Consider the following 18,469-nt stretch of genomic DNA (forward strand, 5'->3'; position numbering starts at 1 on the left):
ACGGCGTCCCGCGAAGCCCGGTGAGCGGGGTCGCTGCGCGGCGATCACTCCATAAAATATTTGCATATTTGCATAGCAGAATATTGCGTTTGTCTCATGACGCGGATCGCCGTATCTTCACCAGTTCCATCCCGTCCGCCAGCCGTCGCGCCAGGCGGACCCAGGGGCGACGCCGTCGCGCGGCCGCCCGCCAACCTCCGGGGAGATCACGTTGTTGAGCCGAATCGTCACGGCGCTGCTGCTCGCGCTCGCCGCGCAGCCGGGCATCGCGAAAGACACCGTCACGCTGCGCGTCGGTGAACAGAACTACTTCAACATCCAGGCATCGATGGAGGCGTCCGGCGTGTTGAAGGACCTGCCTTACACGATCGAGTGGAAGCACTTCCAGGCCGCCGCGCCCGTCGCCGAAAGCCTGAACGGCAACGCGATCGACGTCGGCTTCCTCGGCGATTCCGCGCTGCTCACGCTGGCCGCGCGCGGCGCGCCGGTGAAAGTCGTCGCGGTGTCGCGGCAGAGCCTCGACGGCGTCGCGATCCTCGTGCCGAAGAACTCGCCGGTGCGCACCGTCGCCGACCTGCAGGGCAAGACGATTGCGGTCTGGCGCGGCGCGTGGAGCCAGCAGCTCGTGCTGCGCGCGCTCGAACACGATGGCCTGCGCGCGGATTCCGTCAAGTACGCGTACCTGATGCCGATCGATGCGACCAACGCGCTCGCGAACGGCTCGGTCGACGCCGTGTCGCTGTGGGAGCCCTTCGTCAGCACGCTCGCGCTGCGCCAGGGCGCCCGTCCCGTGACGACCGCGCAGGGCCTGATGCCCGCGCTCAGCTTCGTCGCCGCGAACGAGCAGGCGGCCACCGCCAGGCGCGCGGAGATCACCGATTTCCTGAAGCGCGTGGTGGCGGCGCGCCAGTGGGTCGACAGTCATCCGCGCGAGTACGCGGACCTGTGGGCGAAGCGCGCGAAGCTGGAGCCGGACGTCGCGTACCGCTGGCTCAACAACGCGCACCAGCGTGTGGGCCCGGTCGACGACACGGCCGCGAAGGATGCGCAGAACACCGCCGACTTCCTGCACAAGGCCGGCGTGATTCCGGTCGCGTACGACACGGCGAAGCTGCTCGACCGCTCGTATGCGGGCGCGTTCGCGGCGCCCGCGCAGAAGACGGCCGCCGCGCAGTGAGCGTGCCGCAGCACGCAGCCATTTCCGATCGACCACAAGAAGGACCATCGACATGCCCGTCGACATCATCGGCATGATCACCGCGACGCCCGGCGCGGAGGTCGACGTACCGGGCGGGGCCGCCGTCCAGCCCGACTACGTGCGGCGCTTCGCGCAGGCGCACGAAGCCGCCGGCTTCGACCAGATCCTGGTCGGCCATTTCAGCAACGCGGCGGACGGCTTCATCGTCGCGTCGTTCGCGGCCGCCGCGACCGAACATATTCGCATCCTGCTCGCGCACCGGCCGGGCGTGATCGTGCCATCGGCCGCCGCGCGGCAGATCGCGACGCTCGACGTGTTCAGCGGCGGCCGGCTCGCATTGAACGTCGTGTCGGGCGGCGACGATGCCGATCTTCAGCGCGACGGCGATTTCGTGCCGCACGACGCGCGCTACCGCCGCACCGGCGAATATCTCGACGTGCTGAAACGCATCTGGCTGGCCGACACGCCGGTCGATCACGACGGCGAGTTCTATCGGCTGCATGGTGCGTCGCCGGTCGTGAAAGGCGCGCAGCAGCCGCACGTGCCGATCTATTTCGGCGGTTCGTCGCCGGCCGCGCTGGCCGTGGCCGGGCAGCACGCGGATGTCTACATGACGTGGGGCGAGCCGCTCGCGGCCGTGCGCGAGCAGATCGCGCGCGTGCGGGCCGCGGCAGTGCCGTTCGGACGCGCGCCGCGCATCAGCGTGTCGTTCCGGCCGATCGTCGCGGACACCGAAGCCGCCGCGTGGGAGAAGGCCGAGGCGATCCGCGCGCGCGTGCGCGCGGCGCGGCTCGCGAACGGCCAGCCGATCGACGGCCATGCGCCGCAGAACGCCGGCTCGCAACGCCTGATGGCCGCGGCCGCGCAGGGCGACGTGCTCGACGAGCGATTGTGGATGGGCGTCGCGAACCTGACCGGCGCGCGCTGGAATTCGACCGCGCTCGTCGGCACGCCGGAACAGGTCGCGCGTGCGCTCGGTGCGTATTACAAGCTCGGCGTATCGACGTTCCTGATTCGCGGTTTCGATCCGCTCGACGATGCGCTGGATTACGGACGCAAGCTGATTCCTGCGATCCACGCGCACATCGCGGAACTCGACCACCATCGCGATCGCGCGGCGCTGACGGCGTAGGAAACGACGGCCCGCCCACGTCGGTTCGCCCCGGCATCTTCTTTACGGGATGCCGGGGCGATTTCATTTGCTGCGCGACCGATGCGCAGCTCGCTGTGCCGACGCAACGACGCGTCGGCACATCGACACATCGACACATCGAATCAAAACGACGGCAATCCCGGCGGATTCGTCTCCGCGCGCGCGACCGCCTCGCTCTGCAACCCCCAGCGCGCCAGCGCCTGCCCGTAGCGGCCGTTGTCGATCAGCGCGTTCGTCGCGAGCGTCAGCGCCGGCGCGAGCCCGCTGCCGCGGCGCGTCGCGATCGCGACGTCCGCATTCGCGGGCCAGCCCGCGTTGACGACGCCGACCCGCCGGATCTTGCCGTCGCGCGCGGCCTCGTACGCGAGCGACGCGTTCGGATTCAGCTCGGCATCGGCGCGGCCCGACAGCAGCGCGACGCGTGCCGCCGCATCGTCGTCGAAATAGAGCAGTTCGGTCGGCTTCAGCCCTTGCGCGACGTTGCGCCGGCTCCATTCGAGCAGAATGCGCTCCTGGCTCGTCCCCGCGCCCGTGATGACGCGCAGGCCGGCGACGTCCTTCGGTTCGGCGATCTTCGCGATCGGGCTCGCGGTGCGCACGTAGAAGCCGTGCAGCCCGAGCCGGTAGGTCGTGAAGTCGTATTTCTCCTTGCGCTTCTCGGTCACGCCGACGTTCGAGATCACCGCGTCGTACTTGCCCGACGTGAGCCCGAGCGGCCAGTCGGCCCAGGCGATCGGCACCAGCACCAGCGTGCGGCCGAGCGCGTCGGCGACGAGCTGCGCATAGTCGGGATCGGCGCCGACCACGGTGCGTGCGTCGGTCGCATAGGTCGATACCGGTGGCGCGTGCGGCGAGATTGCGACCGTGAAGGCCCCGTCGCGTACCCAGCGGTAGTTGCTTGCCGCGCGAATCGCCGCATCGTCGCGCGATGCGCGGATCCGGCCGGCCTGGCGCGGATCGAGGTCCGCCGTCGCGGCGGCGGCCTCGGCCGTGTGCCACCGGAGGCCGGCGGCGGCCGCCAGCGTGGCGGTGATGAACTGGCGTCGGTCGATCATCGTCGGTTGCCTCGCAGGTCGTGAGCGGCGTGCATCAGAGCACCCGTGACAGGAACGCGCGCGTGCGCGGATGGGCCGGCGCGTCGAGCACGACGGCGGGCGGCCCCGACTCGACGATGCGGCCGCGCTCCATGAACAGCACGTTGTCCGCGACTTCGCGCGCGAAGCCGATTTCGTGCGTGACGATCACGAGCGTGGTGCCCGAGCGTGCGAGCTCCTTGATCACGTCGAGCACTTCGTTGACCAGTTCGGGATCGAGCGCCGACGTCGGCTCGTCGAACAGCAGCACCTTCGGGCGCAATGCGAGCGCGCGCGCGATCGCGACACGCTGCTGCTGGCCGCCGGACAGCTGGCGCGGGTACGCATCGGCTTTATCGGCGAGGCCGACGCGCGCGAGCAGCGTGCGCGCGGTGCGTTCGGCGGCCTCGCGCGTGGCGCCGCCGACGGCGACCGGCGCCTCGATCAGGTTCTCGAGCACCGTCAGGTGCGGAAACAGGTTGAAGTTCTGGAACACCATGCCGACCGCCGTGCGGCGCTTCAGCACGTCGCGCTCCTTCAACTCGTGCAGCACGTCGCCGTCGCGCCGATAGCCGATCAGCTCGCCGTCGATGTCGATGAAGCCGTCGTCGACGCGCTCGAGATGGTTGATGGTGCGCAGCAGCGTCGACTTGCCCGAACCGGACGGCCCGACGATCACCGTCACGCTGCCGCGCGGTGCGACGAACGACACGTTGTCGAGCACGCGCTGCATGCCGAACTGCTTCGATACGTTGTGCACGGCGACTTCGCCGCCGATGCGCGGCACCGGAGCGGCCGCGGCGTCATCGTGAGCCGCCGCGCCGGTTGCCGTTGCGTTGCGCGCCGCCGCATGCCGCCACAGCGCACTGACGCGCGCCAGCACGAACGTCAGCGCCGACGGCGGCGGGTTGCGCAGCGCGCCGCGCGCATAGTGGCGCTCGACCTGCACCTGGATCGCGGACAGCACGGTCAGGATGATCAGGTACCAGACGGTCGCGACCATCAGCAGCGGAATCACTTCGAGATTGCGGCGATAGATCACCTGCACCGTGTAGAACAGCTCGGGCATCGCGAGCACGTAGACCATCGACGTGCCTTTCGCGAGCGAGATCAGGTCGTTGAACGCGGTCGGCAGGATCGCGCGCATCGCCTGCGGCAACACGATCCGCGTGGTCTGGCGGCCGCGCGGCAGGCCGAGCGCGGCGGCCGCTTCGAGCTGCCCCTGGTCGACCGCGAGAATGCCGCCGCGAATCACTTCCGCGGAAAACGCCGCGTGGTTCAGCGAGAGGCCGAGCACGGCCGCGAGGAACGGGCTGATCAGGTCGGTGGTCGGCGTGTCGAACCACACGATGTCGGTGAACGGCACGCCGAGCCGCACGTGTTCGTACAGGTAGCCGAGGTTGTTGAGGATCAGCAGCAGCACGATCAGCGGAATCGACCGGAACAGCCACACGAAGGTCCATGCGCTCGCCGCGAGCAGACGCGAGCGCGACAGCCGCGCCAGCGCGACGAACCCGCCGAGCGCGAAGCCGAACACCGCGCCGAGCAGCGTCAGCACCAGCGTGCGCGCGAGCCCGGATAGCACCGGCGGCGACAGGAACCACTCCGCGAACACCGGCCAGCCCCATTGCGGGTTGCCGAGGATCGAATACAGCACGAGTGCGATCAGCACGAGCGCGAGCACGGTGCCGACGGTGCGCGACCGGTGCCGGGCCGGCACGATCCGCAGGTGCGTGCCGGCGTCGCGGGCGCGGGAGGGGGAGAGCGGCGGCACTGCGCCGCCGAGATGGGTCGTGTCGCTCATGTCGGTGAGGGTCCTCGATCGAGTTGGCCGGAAGCGCCGCGCGAGGCGGCGCGTCGGCGTCATGCGTGCGCTTCGGCCGCGTCGTCCTGTTGCTGCACCGCGCCGGGCGCCGCATGGCGGCTCGCCTTGCGCGGCAGGCCGAGGTGGTCGCGCAGCGTGCTGCCCGGCAGGTCGCGGCTGTAGCGGCCGCGCGCCTCGAGTGCCGGAATCACGAGGTCGATGAAGTCGTCGACGCCCTGCGCCTGTACCGGGAAGCCGAGGATGAAGCCGTCGCCGGCACCGGCGTCGTGCCAGCGGATCAGCTCGTCGGCGACGTGCTCGGCCGTGCCGATGAAGTTCGGGCGCGGCGTTGCGACGGCGAGCGCAGTCTCGCGCAGCGTGAGGTGCTTGCGCTTCGCGTCGGCCTTGATCCGGTCGGTGGTCGAGCGGAAGCTGTTGCGGCCGATGTCGCCGAGTTCAGGGAACGGCGCATCGAGCGCGTACTGCGTGAAATCGTGGTGGTCGAAATAGCGGCCGAGATACGCGAGCGCTTCGTCGATCGTCAGCAGGTCGCGGATCGCCTGGTATTTGTCTTCCGCCTCGGCGGCCGTGCGGCCGACGATCGGCCCGATGCCCGGGAAGATCTTCACGTCGCCGGGCTGCTGCCCGTGCTCGACCGCGCTTTGCTTCACGCGCCGCGTGAACGCGGCCGTTTCGTCGAGCGACGGCGAGTGCGTGAACACGGCGTCCGCGTACTTGCCCGCGAGCCCGATGCCGGTGTCGGACGAGCCGGCCTGGAAGATCACCGGCTGCCCCTGCGGCGAGCGCTGGATGTTCAGCGGGCCGGCGACCTGGAAGAAGCGGCCGTGGTGATCGAGCGTGTGGAGCTTGTCGCGATCGAAGAAGCGACCGGTCGCGCGATCGCGCACGAACGCGTCGTCGTCCCAGCTATCCCACAGCCCCTGCACGACCTCGAGGTATTCGTCGGCGATCTCGTAGCGCAACTCGTGATCGGGATGCGCCTTGCCGAAATTCTTCGCGGTGCCTTCGAGCGGCGTCGTCACGACGTTCCAGCCCGCGCGCCCGCCGCTGATCGTGTCGAGCGACGCGAGCTGGCGCGCGACCGTGAACGGCTCGCTGTACGACGTCGAGATCGTGCCCGCGAGGCCGATCTTCTTCGTCGCGACCGCGAGCGCCGACAGCACGGTGAGCGGCTCGAAGCGGTTCAGGAAGTGCGGGATCGACTTCTCGTTGATGTAGAGGCCGTCCGCGACGAACGCGAACGCGATGCCGGCGGCTTCCGCCTTGCGCGCGATGCCGATCGCGAAGTCGAGGTTGATGCTCGCGTCCGGCGGGTTGCTCGGGTGCCGCCATGCGTTCATGTGGCTGCCTGCGCCTTGCAGCATCAGGCCGAAGGGAATCGATCGTCGGGTCGTCATGGGCGCGTCACGCGTTCTGGTCGGGGGAAAGGGAGCGAAGGGAGCGGTCGGCCGCGAGGGCCGCCTGCACGGGGGTGATCGACTGCGCGCCGCCGAGCCATTCGGCCGACGCGAGCCGTGCCGCGTAATCGGTCACCGGCGAGTCGATCACGAACGCATCGACGTCGAGCCGCCGGCTCAGCGCGTCGAGCGCGCGGTGGATGCGCTCGGGCGTATCGGCCAGCACGGTCGGGCGCAACTCGTCGATCCGGTAGTCGGACGCGCCGCTTTGCCGCGCGAATTCGGCCGCGGCCTGCGCGCTCGGCAGGTTGAAGCTCTGGCCGCCGGCGAACTGCAGCTTGAAGATCTTCAGCGGCCCGATCAGTCGCTCGGCCTCCTCGCGGGTCGGTGCGGCGACCGCGTACAGCGCGACGAGCGCTCGCGTGCCGCCTGCGTCGCGGTAGGCGGCCAGCGAGCGTTCGAGGTTCGCGTCGTCGCCGTTGAAGTGCCCCGCGTAGCAGAAGCGCCAGCCGTGGCGGGCGGCGAGCGTGCCGCTGTCGGGCGAGCCGCCGAGCAGGATGCGTTCGGGCGCGTGCGGCGGCACCGGCATCGCGACCGCGCCGGCGAGCGGATGATCTTCGGCGACGCCCCAGCCCAGGAACGCATCGAGTTCGGCGAGCTGGCCCGCGAAGCCGGGCTTCTTCGCCTTGTCGTGAAACCACTGCAGCGCGCGCGTGGTCAGCGGCAGCCCGCCGGGCGCCTTGCCGACGCCGAGATCGACGCGTCCCGGCCCGAGCGCGGCGAGCAGCTTGAAGGTTTCGGCGACCTTGAACGGGCTGTAGTGCTGCAGCATCACGCCGCCCGAACCGATGCGAATGCGCGACGTGTGCGCGAGCAGGTGCGCGACGACGATCTCCGGCGCGGAGCTGGCGAAGCCGGGCGCGCCGTGATGCTCGGCGACCCAGAAGCGCTCGTAACCGAGCTCTTCGGCGCGCTGCGCGAGGGTCGTCGTGAAGCGCAGCGCGTCGGCGGCGGTCGCGCCGTCGGCGATCGGACTCTTGTCCAGCAATGAAAGCGAGTAAGCCATGGTGTTCGGCGTTCCTGCGAAGGCGTGAAGGGGCGGCGCTCAGCTCTTCGGCAAACCCGGCGGATTCGTGCGCGACTGGTCGATCGCTTCGGACGCGAGGTTCCAGCGGTCGAGGATCTGCTGATAGCGGCCGGTCTTGATCAACCCGTTCAGCGCGACCGTCAGCGGATCGGCGAGCCCGCTGCCGCGGCGCGTCGCGATCGCGATGTCGGCCGTGCGCGGCCAGCCGCCGCTGATCGCGCCGACGAGCCGTGTCTTGCCCTGCTGCGCGCTCTGATACGCGAGCACCGAGTTCACGCTGAACACGGCATCGGCGCGGCCCGACTGCACGGCGACGATCCGCATCGCCTGGTCGTCGTAGTACTGCACCTGCACCGGTTTCAGGCCGTGCGCGACGTTCTCGCGGTCCCACGCGAGCAGGATCTTTTCCTGGTTGGTGCCGGCGTCGGTCACGATGCGCAGCCCCGCGACGTCCTTCGGCTCGCGGATCGACTGGATCTTGCTGTCGTTGCGCACGTAGAAGCCGACCTGGTCCTTGCGGTAGGTCGAGAAATCGAATTTCTGCTTGCGCTCCTCGGTGACGGTGACGTTCGAGATCACGGCGTCGACCTTCCCCGATTCGAGCGCGAGCGGCCAGTCGGCCCATGCGAGCGGGACGATCTTCAGCTTGCGGCCGAGGCTGTCGGACACCAGCTGGCCGACGTCCGCGTCGAAGCCGATCACCGTGCGCGCGTCGGTCGCATAGGTGCTGATCGGCGGCAGGCTCGGCGCGACGCCGATCGTCAGCGTGCCGGCTTCGGCGAACTTGAACGACGCGGGCACCGCGCGCTCGACGGCCGCATCGGCCGTGCCGCGCGGGCGGCCGCGCTGCTCGGGGCTCAGGTCGAAGGTCGCGGCGGCCGCGGCGATCGCGGTCACGCCGATCAGCGCGGCGGCCAGCGTGCGGAGCGCACGCGGCGTGAAGGGTACGGCTCGTTGCATGGATGCGTCCTTGTTGTGTTGTCGTCGGGAGCGAGAGAGCGGAATCGGATGACGCGATGCGTTCAGCGCGGCAGCACCGCTTCGGGCAGCGGCGCCCACAGGTCGGCGAGCGTCGACGTGCGCGACGGATCGGCGAGATCCTTGCCGAAGCGCAGGTGGAAATACGCTTCGGGGTCGATCGACGAGTCGAACAGCCGCGTATAGCCGGTGCGGTCGTACAGCGCCCACGCTTCGGGCTGGCGAAAACCGGTGGTCAGGTACACGCGCCGATAGCCCTGCTGCGCGGCGCGCAGTTCGAGCGCGTCGACGATCAGGCGCGCGAGCCCCTGGCGGCGCAGGTCCGCGCGGGTCCAGATGCGTTTGAGTTCGGCGGTCTGCGCGTCGTAGCGCTTGAATGCGCCGCCGCCGATCGTCTCGCCGTCGCGCAGCAGCAGCACGAACGCGCCTTCGGGCGGCGCGAACAGCTCGGCCGGGTAGCGCGCGAGTTCGTCGCGTGCGGACGCACGGCTGTCGGGGCGGTACGCGTCGTAGCGCGTCGCGTATTCGTCGATCAGCGCGTCGATCAACGGCTGGGCGCGGACGTCGAGCGGCGTCGTGTCGATGATGCGGTCGTTCGTGGCCATGGGCATCGCGAAGGGCGCGCGATGCGGACGTTCCTGGCGGGGGCGGGGCACATCGCCCGGCCGGTCTGTTCCGTTATCGCGACGCGGTTGTCGTGATGACGGCGGCCGCGGTGCTTCCTGCGCTGCATCCGGCGTGCCGCCGCCGTTTCGAACACGTTAGCGGCGCGGCCGGCAAAGGCGAACGAAGCAATTTCGATAAGGATTTCGCGGGGAGCGTCAGAAGGCTTGCAGGGGGAGTGGGGTGGGGAGGCGATTGACAGTAGTGCAGAGCCGAGCCAGTTAGATGTGTGTGCAATACATATGAATGCCGTGGGTTTGCACGCTGTTATTGCTCGATGTTCTATCGGCATTGCCGATTTGGGGGCGATCAGGTTTGGCAGGAAGCGGCCAGCAACGGATCTTCGGCCGATGCGTTGCGCGACCGCCCCAATGGCAGTTGCACTGTGCAAACGGCCATTCAATCGTTCGGTCGGCGATTTCGCATCGACGGTAATTCTGAAGCGGCGCTGGCAGCGAAACGGATTCGCGGACGCCGGAGGCGGGCCTCCCCACGCGTTCGATGCCGCCTTGCAGCGGTGAGCTGCGCGCGGGCGGTGTCGGGTATAGTCAGCGGGTTCTTTATCCTTACGGTATCCGTTCAATGGAATCAAGACGCAAGACAGTGGGCGTAGTCGCGCCCGCAGGTGTGCCCGATCCGCAAGGCATCGAGCGTGGCATCGCGCTGGTCGAGAGCTGGGGCTTCAAGGTCACGACAGGCGCGCATCTCGGCAGCCGGTACCGCTATTTCGCCGGTACCGCCGAGGAGCGCGCGGACGATCTGCGGCGCATGCTGATGGACCCGTCAATCGACATCGTCTGGCTCGCGCGGGGAGGATTCGGTTGCGCGCACCTGCTTGAGCACCTGCCCGACGAGATCGCGACGCCGAAGACGATCATCGGTTTTTCCGACGCGACGTCGCTTTTCTGCGCGCTCGCCGACCGGCCCGGCGTGCGCTTGTTGCATGGTCCGACATTCCACAGCCTAGCGACCAAGGTCGACGACGCGACGCGTGCCGACATGCGCGCCGTGCTGACCGGTGGCAAACGCTCCCCGCTGAGCCTGCGGCATTTGTCCGGCGCCCCTGGTGCGGTGCGGGGACGTCTGTGCGGCGGCAACGTGACGGTGCTCGCGAGCGTCGCGGGTACACGCTGGTCGCTTCGCTCACGCGACGCGATCGTACTACTGGAGGACGTGACGGAATTCGGCTACCGGCTCGACCGCAGCCTGACGCAACTGCGTCTGAGCGGCGCGTTCGACGGGGCCCGCGCGTTCGTGCTTGGGCAATTCACGCGCTGCCCGATCCCGGACGGCGCGGATTTCACGCTCGAGCAGATGCTTGTCGACGTGCTGGGCGGCTTCGGCCTGCCGATCTACTCGGGTCTGCCGATCGGACATGAACACTGCAACATCACTTGGCAATACGGCAACCAGGCTGCCATCGAGAACAGCGCGATCCGGTTCGTCGCGTAGCGTCGAATCGGTTCTGTCGCAATGCATAACCAATGTTTGCGAGCGGTCTGTAGGCCAATCTGAGGGCCCGAATTTTCTGCCGGCGATTCGACAACCGTGTGCCACAAGTTCTCGACAGGGGCGCCGAGCAGCCACCGACCAACCTAATCGAGCGAACGGCCGCCACACTCAATCTCCCTTCGCTTGAAAGGAGATTGTCATGGAATCCGAGAATGTCGTCGTTCATCACCGTGTGCCATGGAACAAGGGTACGCTTGCAAGACGGCCAATGCACAGCGTTGGCCGGCATCATCCGCGCGCCATCTGGATTGCGTATGTATCGCCTTGATTTGCGATAGAACTATTCTGCCCGGCGACGAACTGCCGTCAGGGTTCGAGATATCAAGGGCAGCGCCGCTAATGCAAGGCATACAGCTCCGAGCGGGCATAGCAGCCATGCGTACCAAAGCCAGCCATAGTACGGCGCCACGCTGTTAAAGGTAAGTGGCGGGCGCGCGAGCAACCTGATCCTCTCACCCACCAACGGGGTGCCGACTTCAGCCACTGTGACCGAGATGTCGTTTCTTCCGGGAACTGCCTTCAGCCGCGGCGATCCTCGTGGAGGCCATTTCCATTCGCCCGCCGCTGTTGCGTGATCCGGCGTTAGCTTTCGTGCAATTTCGGTATCTGTCCACGCACTTGCCGGCATAGCCTCAAGCATCACGGTCGGGCCTCCGTTCACCGAGACGGCGATATATAGCGGTTCTCCCGGATTAGGGAATGCCAGTTTTCCGGGCGTCCCGTCGAGCCTTCGATAGCTACCGAGGTTGGCTTCTCGGTGCCTCCCTGGCTCATGGCGGAACCATGCCTCGAATTCAAGCGAATGTCCCCAAAGGCTTGGGACTTCAAGCTGTGCAGTCTCGCCTGGACGCAGGACAACCGCCACTTCAGGTGCCGCTGTCGCGATTCTCCAAAGTCCGTAATAGATCAGTGAGAACGCGGCGATGACACCCCAGATTGTCCATGCTCGCACCAGTGCTCTAACTGTCGGCATTTTATGTGGACCCTCCGTCCTTTCCAGGGGCAACGTAACGGGGAAAAGTTGCTTTGGCAGCCAGATTACCAGTGAGCCCACATGGGGCAGTTGTTTAACGGTGATGCGTAAATATTCCTAGGTAATTCGGTACAACCAAAACGAGCGCCGAACATGCCGCAATACCCCACATGCAGTACAGATACACCTTGCCACCGCGGCTCTTGATTATGTGACGCGCGGCCTCGCTATCGCGACTGATCCGGCTAAGTAAGATGCTGCAACCGATCGTAAGGAGACCAACGATGAGAATCGGCGCAAATCTAAACAAAATAATCGATACCAGCAGACAGAGCGCAAGAAAAACATGGAGAACGAGTAGGCTGATTACGATCTTGGTTTGATCTGCCGCAATTTTTTCCATCTTGCACCTCCTGTTTGAAGGCTTCAAAAGCGGTGATGGTGTGTGCACGACGGGGCGAAGAATGTCGCGGGCGCGCCTATCATGTGTCTCGTCCATTCATCATCGGATACGGGATGCAGTATTGCAACTGGATGCGGACGGCGAGTGCATAGACAACGAAAAGCCCGCTGGGAGCGGGCTATTCTGGGTGCAACGAGTTTGCTGTAGCCGTGGCCGAATGCCGCTCGTCATTCTCCTGACCGACGGGGTGGCGTAGGTCTTGGCGTAGCTTCGCGTATCTAGCCGTGTCAGATAAGGCGCAGGTACTGCTGCATCATTGGAGTGACGGGGGCAGGTGCTGCGGTGGGATGCGTGCTCATGTGACCGGGAAAAGTTGCTTTGGCTGCCCGAGTTTACCAGTGGGCCGGACGTGACCGCTCGAAGTTCACCATCCGGCCAGTTGTCGCCGGCGATGGGGAGAGACCGCTACCGGCCAGAAGCGGTCAGTCGACGTGGGCGCCTATATTGATGACAATCGATCAGACTCACCTTGCAAGCGACGTCCTTCACCAAGTTGAACAAGATCCGAGATGAATTCGCCCTCAATAGTCAAGCCACTTGAACATCCCTTGGCGGCGTTCGCTTCGAACACCGATTCTGCGCGCGACGTCGCTATCGCTGGACTACGATGGCCAACTCCATATTGGTGTGACCTCGCGATCGGTTGGTTGGAGCAAGGCCTGGCCGTTGACGAAGAGATAGGCGACATACTGCAAGAAATTTCCGAAAACCGACGCTTTCCGCAGAGGCTACGGCATCGCGCGTTTGCGCTACACGTACGATTCACGAGGACTAGAGAAGCCGGATAGTCGGTAGATCTGCAGTCGGCCAAGTTTTTTTGGGGGGGAGGCACGGAAGCCCCGCCCCGCGCGGGCTGCAACTGGATGTCTACGTCGACGCCAGTCTCTGCCGTTCGACTTCACCTCTCAGACCGTTGACAATGGTTGTGCTTCTTAATTCGGGAATTCTCCGCCATGGCCACTATCTACGACACAATCGTATGGTTACAGTCGAACACCAGCGCGAAGCAATTCCCCATTGTTGAATTTTCTGCTGACACCGACATGGCGACTCTCGGATGGGTGTCATTAACGAGCACAGATCGACCGGAAATCGTAGTTACTCAGGTAACGGCAGAAGAGTTCCGATCAATAGCAGATGGACCAGACGGTTACCTGGCGGTTGAACACCGAGTAAACGCCGCTCTTAAGCGGTCCGACCTCAAGTGCTCATGGCTGACGCGTGTTGAAGAAGTAACTTCGAGCGTCAAAGGCACCTCGTTCCAAGGGTTCAGGAAAGCGTATCAGCCACCAAAACTGTTTTTTCGGGACATTCTTCACCGCGAGTCATTAGCACAGGAAGTCCGTCGTACGACTCGTTCTGATTTTGAGCGCAATGGCGGAAAGGTCATCGTTCTCCAATGACGCACCCAACAATCCAGCCAACTTGCCGACGCACTCCGTCGAACGTCTGCTTCCGATAAATTTGACTGGCCGTTGTGGGTCGCGTTCTGCCCTGGCCGTGGGGTGAGCGTCGATCGGTAGCCGATCGGCGAGGTTCGGCCAGGAGCTGTCATGGCTTGGCGATCACCAAACCGACCGCTGATACGCAGAAGGCGGACGGAGTTGGTCATACAATGACCGATCTTCGCTAATCGAAAATACAATATGAATGAGATCGTAGTAGGACTGAACGCGTGGATCATCCAGGACGGGAACTATGAAGAATTCATACGCGGCGAGTCACGCAGACTTGCCCTTGAGTTCAATGGTTCAGCATTGACGCCTTCAGATAAGAGGGAGATGCAATGCCAACACAAAGACACGTCCCGGTACGAGGTAGTGGCGAAGGTAATATTCTCGACACCGGAGGTGTGGGTCATCGACTTCGGAATAAAGGTTTATTGTGAGTCCAGACCACCTCGGTTCGCGACGGTCGGACAATGGGTTCAGGGTGAAGTATGGATAGGTGTCGACCCGTTTTTCTACAAAGATCGTCTGCATCGAATGCCTGGCATGCCGGATCTTTTCGTTGATTGGGTCGTCACTGAAATTCAGTTGGAGACTACGCCCTGGATAGAAGACTCGTCGGCCGGCAGGACGATGATGATGCGTGACAGCGGGCGCGAGGCGTGGACCGAAAAGGCAATGACAGACGCGTGGAATGACGACAGTGGTCGGGCCGACTATCTCCTGTCACTTTCAACATAGACGCTTGTCGAGACGGCGGTTGTACATTTGAATTCGGCCGTTCGACAGGACTCTCGTATTGTCTGAAACGGGTCGGGGACGGCCGATCGCATCGGGCAGATGGCGGCCAGAAGGAGTCATACGCCGTCTCGCCGAGCCGGACCTGCGGGCGACCGCTTTGTCTTATGACTCGACAGGAACTTCCGGATTGCCGCTATCGAGACTATGGTTCTCTTCTATCCTGTCCCGCTTCGGGCAGCAGGCGACTTGACGGAATCGTAATACGAAGTGCCAGGGTAGAGCGGGCTCGCCCGGATGTTCCGTGTTCCCCTGTCGCATCCATCGGACTAGTCGGCGGATTGCGTACCGCGCTCCTGCCGCCGTGTCGCCAGATCGGGCGCAAGCGCTGCCACGCTTCAACGACGGCCGACGCGTGCGATGCAACATCGGCCACCGCAACGAACCATTTGAAAGGATCGATCATGCCTGCATTGGTGGAAGCGACCAGGGACGCCATCGAAAGCCTCCTGCCCAAGCTCGAAGCGATCTACAAGGACCTGCACGAGCATCCCGAACTGTCGATGCAGGAAGTGCGCACCGCACGTATTGCAGCCGATTATCTCGAAAATGTCGGCTATGACGTTACGCGGGGTGTCGGCGTGACCGGCGTCGTGGCGGTGTTACGCAACGGCGACGGTCCGACTGTAATGTTGCGCGCCGACATGGATGCGCTTCCGATGGAAGAAGCGACCGGATTGCCATATGCCAGCACGGCGAGGGCGAAGGACGAGGATGGCCTCGAAGTGGGCGTCGCGCACTCGTGCGGCCACGACATGCACGTGACCTGGCTGATGGGTGTGGCGCACCTGATGGCTGCGCACCGGGACGCCTGGCGCGGAACGCTGATGGCGGTCTTTCAGCCGGGCGAGGAAGTGGCGCGCGGCGCCCGCAGCATGATCGACGACGGCATGGCCGAACGCTTCCCGAAGCCTGACGTGATCCTTGGCCAGCACGTCATGGTTGGCGCGGCGGGCACGGTCGGCTATCGGAGCGGCACGATTCTTTCGGCGGGCGACAGTTTGAAGGTGAGGCTGTTTGGACGCGGTTCGCACGGATCGCAGCCACAAACCTCGATCGATCCGGTCATCATGGCGGCTTCGACGACGCTCCGTCTGCAGACGATCGTATCGCGGGAAATCTCCCCGCGCGATAGTGCGGTGCTGACGATTGGTGCGCTGCAGGCGGGAACGAAAGAGAACATTATCCCCGACGACGCGACGCTCAAGCTCAACATGCGCACATTCGACGAAGACGTGCGCGAATACATGCTGGGTGCGATCCGTCGCATCTGTTGCGCGGAATGCATGGCCTCCAACGCACCACGCGAGCCCGAATTCACGACGCTCTCGAGCTATCCGCTGACGATCAACGACGCGCAGACAAGCGAGCGTGTGCGGGAGGCATTCGAAGCGCACTTTGGCGAGCGCGCCTACGAAACGCCCCCGGCAGCAGCGAGCGAGGACTTCAGCGTTTTCGGGCGCGAATGGGGCGTGCCATATGGGTTCTGGTTCATCGGCGGGACCGATCCGGATACATTTGGAAAGGCGTTGGCGGAGAAAAAACTCAACGAGATTCCCAGCAATCATTCGCCGAAGTTCGCGCCGGTACTCGACCCGACGCTGCGTACGGGGCTGGAAGCGATGCTATGCGCGGCAGGGGCGTGGCTCGACAAGCGAGATGCATCGGCGTGACTTCGCACGCCGGCACGGTGACCATGCGTCGAATCCACGTACAGCAGGAAGTTTGATAGCTTTGAGGCAAGCCCGATTTCCGTCCCGTTCTTCGTTGGAAAATCCCGGCTCTTCAGGGCGGGCCGGATCGGTCCGATCGGTGCACTGACGGGCTGCTACGTCTCTGCCTGAGCGGGCGCAGCTCCGCGGTCGCCTGCGCGCAGGCCCGCAACCATCTCGTTCAGCCAGTTCACGACAAGCGCGGTATAGGCACGTTGGCTGGGATCATCCGATAGTCCATGGTCCGCACCGTCGATGATCCGGTACGTGAGCGAATGGGCTTGCAAAAACGCCTGCAGATAGCTGGCGATCACGGTATGCGGCACGATCTCGTCGTGTTCCGATTCGACGAGCAGCACATCGCCTCGAAAGCGGGCCGCCGCACGCAACGCCCGATTTTCCGACGCTGGCACGGTGCGTTTGCGATACGCGACGAGATCATGTTCGACATGCAAGGCGCGCTTCGGCGTGTTCCATCCTTCGTCGAGGTAAAGCGCTGGTACGCGCAGACCCAGCCAGCGCACTGGGCGCAGTTCCGTCAGGATGGCTGCGAGATAGCCTCCGTAGCTGCTGCCGATCACTGCAACCGCATCGCGATCGATCAATGGATGTGCAACGAGCGTATCGTAGGCGGCCAGCAGATCCCGCAGGTTGGTTTCCCGGGTCACGTTTTGTTGTTCGTCCTGCGTACGCCCATGTCCCGTCAGATCGAAGGTCAGGCAAACGCAGCCGAATGCCGATGCCTGCCGGGCGCGCTCGAGATACTGTTCCTGATTGCCGCCCCAGCCGTGCACGAAAAGAATGCCCGGCACCGTTGTCTTCGGAGCGAGCAGGGTCCCGTCCAGGTAACCGTTCTCGACCTTGATCCGCACGCCATAACGCTCCGCTGTCATATGCCGTTGCTCCCTTGGAAGGTATTACGATCCACCGTGTAGTACTTCGTGATGGCTCCCGCTTGCGGATCGACGCCTCGATAGATGACGCAGGCGCCATCAGGCACCTGCACATCGCCTCCGTAAATCTCACGCGTCGACGCACGCACCGCATGCACCCGAGGATCTGCCCTGAACATTCGCAACGCGCCAAGCTCGGCGCCCGTTGCGCCGCCGATCCGCCACGACTGCTCGAGTACCCCGCAACGGCGCACGCCTTGTGCATCGATGCCCCAGGCGACGTCGTAGTTGCGTCTCGATGCAAAAAAACCGGCGTAGTCGTTTTGCACGGCGGCATCGAATGCGCGCGCCTTGATAATCGCCTCCTGGACATCGCTCGTGACATCGAGCTGCATAAGCAGGTCGAAGCCACCATGCACGACGACCAGGTCTGTGCCGCCATAGACGTGGTGGCCATGGTTATTGACTGTTAGATGCTGCACGCCATAGTAGCTCGCGACCAGATCGTCGAGCGTCACCTGACCGACGCTCAGCGTCTCAATGCTATCCAACTGCCTTTCGACGACGATGCCTTCGGCTCGCAGCGCCGCGTCACCAAGCGCGTCGAGTTCTGCTTCCAGTTCGTCCATGTCGGCGACGAGTGACTGTCCTGCTCCGCCGACCCCATAAGGGCGCTTGATCCGTACGCGGCCCTCCTGCCAAAGCATGCGCGCCGCGTTGCAGGCATCGACCCGCGAAAATGCCGCGTAGCCCGGCAGGACCAGCGAACCAATGTGCTCGCCGAATACGCGTGACCAGCCTGGCGGCGAGGCCTGCGCGTCATCAGGCAGCGCATGTGCGATCAGCTTCGTCGCGACAAACGCAAACGGCACGACGCCGCCGAACAGATAGCGCTCGGATCGCACGCCAAGCTTGCGCGCTTGCGCCAACGTCAGCGTATCGTCGGGGACCAGATATCGATGCGCGGGGTACGCATGCTTTTCATCGAACTCGCCCGCCAGTTCCGTGCCCTTGATCTCAGCGATCTGTCGGGCGAGCGCCCAGAGCGTGCCGACGTCGTGGCCGGATTGAACGGATTTGCGTTGCCCACGATAGACGAGGACGACGGGCAGCGCCGGTGTCGCAGGAGATGAACGCATCTTCAAGTTGTCCTCCCCGCGTCGTGGCGCAATGATTGGGGATTCGTTGCTATGCGAGGGCATCATCGGTCGATGCCGATCCTTGCATAGAGCAAGGCTTGTGCCTTTGTCTATCCGACAATCGTTTGTCTGCGCGGGGCGGCGAGTCGAGCGTGCT

Annotated in this window: 15 protein-coding genes; 6 read left to right on the forward strand and 9 right to left on the reverse strand. The window is 64.8% G+C overall.

Annotated elements, in window-relative coordinates:
* Positions 1–211 precede the first annotated feature (211 nt).
* A complete protein-coding gene (locus tag U5A56_RS04220) occupies positions 212–1,177 on the forward strand; it encodes an ABC transporter substrate-binding protein (protein WP_044844585.1) in 966 nt (321 codons plus the stop codon).
* A gap of 52 nt (positions 1,178–1,229) precedes the next feature.
* Entirely contained in the window at positions 1,230–2,330 is a 1,101-nt protein-coding gene (locus U5A56_RS04225; protein WP_321795666.1) for an LLM class flavin-dependent oxidoreductase, read from the forward strand.
* Positions 2,331–2,473: 143 nt separating this feature from the next.
* Here the strand turns inward: U5A56_RS04225 and U5A56_RS04230 are convergent, their stop codons facing one another.
* From U5A56_RS04230 to U5A56_RS04255, 6 genes are all read right to left on the reverse strand, one after another.
* Positions 2,474–3,406, reverse strand: a complete 933-nt coding sequence (locus U5A56_RS04230; RefSeq protein ID WP_321921013.1) for an ABC transporter substrate-binding protein — start codon at positions 3,404–3,406, stop codon at positions 2,474–2,476.
* Between the two features lie 34 nt (positions 3,407–3,440).
* Positions 3,441–5,228: an amino acid ABC transporter permease/ATP-binding protein gene (locus U5A56_RS04235; protein WP_321921014.1), complete on the reverse strand. Its 1,788-nt coding sequence runs from the start codon at positions 5,226–5,228 to the stop codon at positions 3,441–3,443.
* A gap of 59 nt (positions 5,229–5,287) precedes the next feature.
* The gene (locus U5A56_RS04240) at positions 5,288–6,646 is read right to left on the reverse strand and encodes an LLM class flavin-dependent oxidoreductase (RefSeq protein ID WP_321921015.1); all 1,359 of its coding nucleotides are present in this window, start codon (positions 6,644–6,646) and stop codon (positions 5,288–5,290) included.
* A gap of 7 nt (positions 6,647–6,653) precedes the next feature.
* Entirely contained in the window at positions 6,654–7,712 is a 1,059-nt protein-coding gene (locus tag U5A56_RS04245; protein WP_321921016.1) for an LLM class flavin-dependent oxidoreductase, read from the reverse strand.
* Between the two features lie 39 nt (positions 7,713–7,751).
* Positions 7,752–8,693: an ABC transporter substrate-binding protein gene (locus tag U5A56_RS04250; RefSeq protein ID WP_044844580.1), complete on the reverse strand. Its 942-nt coding sequence runs from the start codon at positions 8,691–8,693 to the stop codon at positions 7,752–7,754.
* A gap of 62 nt (positions 8,694–8,755) precedes the next feature.
* Positions 8,756–9,316, reverse strand: a complete 561-nt coding sequence (locus tag U5A56_RS04255; protein ID WP_124484744.1) for a GNAT family N-acetyltransferase — start codon at positions 9,314–9,316, stop codon at positions 8,756–8,758.
* A 559-nt stretch (positions 9,317–9,875) separates the two neighbouring features.
* Here U5A56_RS04255 and U5A56_RS04260 point away from each other — a divergent pair.
* Positions 9,876–10,826 (forward strand): LD-carboxypeptidase, encoded by a 951-nt coding sequence (locus U5A56_RS04260; protein WP_321921017.1) that lies wholly within the window; start codon positions 9,876–9,878, stop codon positions 10,824–10,826.
* A 1,127-nt stretch (positions 10,827–11,953) separates the two neighbouring features.
* On the opposite strand, the gene U5A56_RS04265 is transcribed toward U5A56_RS04260, so the two are convergent.
* The gene (locus U5A56_RS04265) at positions 11,954–12,262 is read right to left on the reverse strand and encodes a hypothetical protein (RefSeq protein ID WP_321921018.1); all 309 of its coding nucleotides are present in this window, start codon (positions 12,260–12,262) and stop codon (positions 11,954–11,956) included.
* Positions 12,263–13,275: 1,013 nt separating this feature from the next.
* Here U5A56_RS04265 and U5A56_RS04270 point away from each other — a divergent pair.
* The 3 genes from U5A56_RS04270 (at position 13,276) to U5A56_RS04280 (ending at position 16,241) form a co-directional block, all read left to right on the forward strand.
* Positions 13,276–13,725, forward strand: coding sequence for a hypothetical protein (locus tag U5A56_RS04270; RefSeq protein ID WP_321921019.1), 450 nt, complete (start codon positions 13,276–13,278; stop codon positions 13,723–13,725).
* 243 nt (positions 13,726–13,968) lie between these two features.
* The gene (locus U5A56_RS04275; protein ID WP_321921020.1) at positions 13,969–14,511 is read left to right on the forward strand and encodes a hypothetical protein; all 543 of its coding nucleotides are present in this window, start codon (positions 13,969–13,971) and stop codon (positions 14,509–14,511) included.
* Positions 14,512–14,972: 461 nt separating this feature from the next.
* On the forward strand, positions 14,973–16,241 hold the full coding sequence (locus U5A56_RS04280) for a M20 family metallopeptidase (RefSeq protein ID WP_321921021.1): 1,269 nt from the start codon (positions 14,973–14,975) through the stop codon (positions 16,239–16,241).
* A 155-nt stretch (positions 16,242–16,396) separates the two neighbouring features.
* Here the strand turns inward: U5A56_RS04280 and U5A56_RS04285 are convergent, their stop codons facing one another.
* Both U5A56_RS04285 and U5A56_RS04290 read right to left on the reverse strand, forming a co-directional pair.
* On the reverse strand, positions 16,397–17,173 hold the full coding sequence (locus tag U5A56_RS04285; protein ID WP_321921022.1) for an alpha/beta hydrolase family protein: 777 nt from the start codon (positions 17,171–17,173) through the stop codon (positions 16,397–16,399).
* Positions 17,170–18,312 carry a DUF3182 family protein gene (locus tag U5A56_RS04290; protein ID WP_321921023.1) on the reverse strand — a complete coding sequence of 381 codons (1,143 nt, stop codon included), beginning with the start codon at positions 18,310–18,312 and terminating at the stop codon, positions 17,170–17,172. The genes U5A56_RS04285 and U5A56_RS04290 overlap by 4 nt, the downstream gene beginning before the upstream one ends.
* Positions 18,313–18,469: the final 157 nt, after the last annotated feature.

Source organism: Burkholderia sp. BCC1998, assembly GCF_905339875.1.
Lineage (GTDB): Bacteria > Pseudomonadota > Gammaproteobacteria > Burkholderiales > Burkholderiaceae > Burkholderia.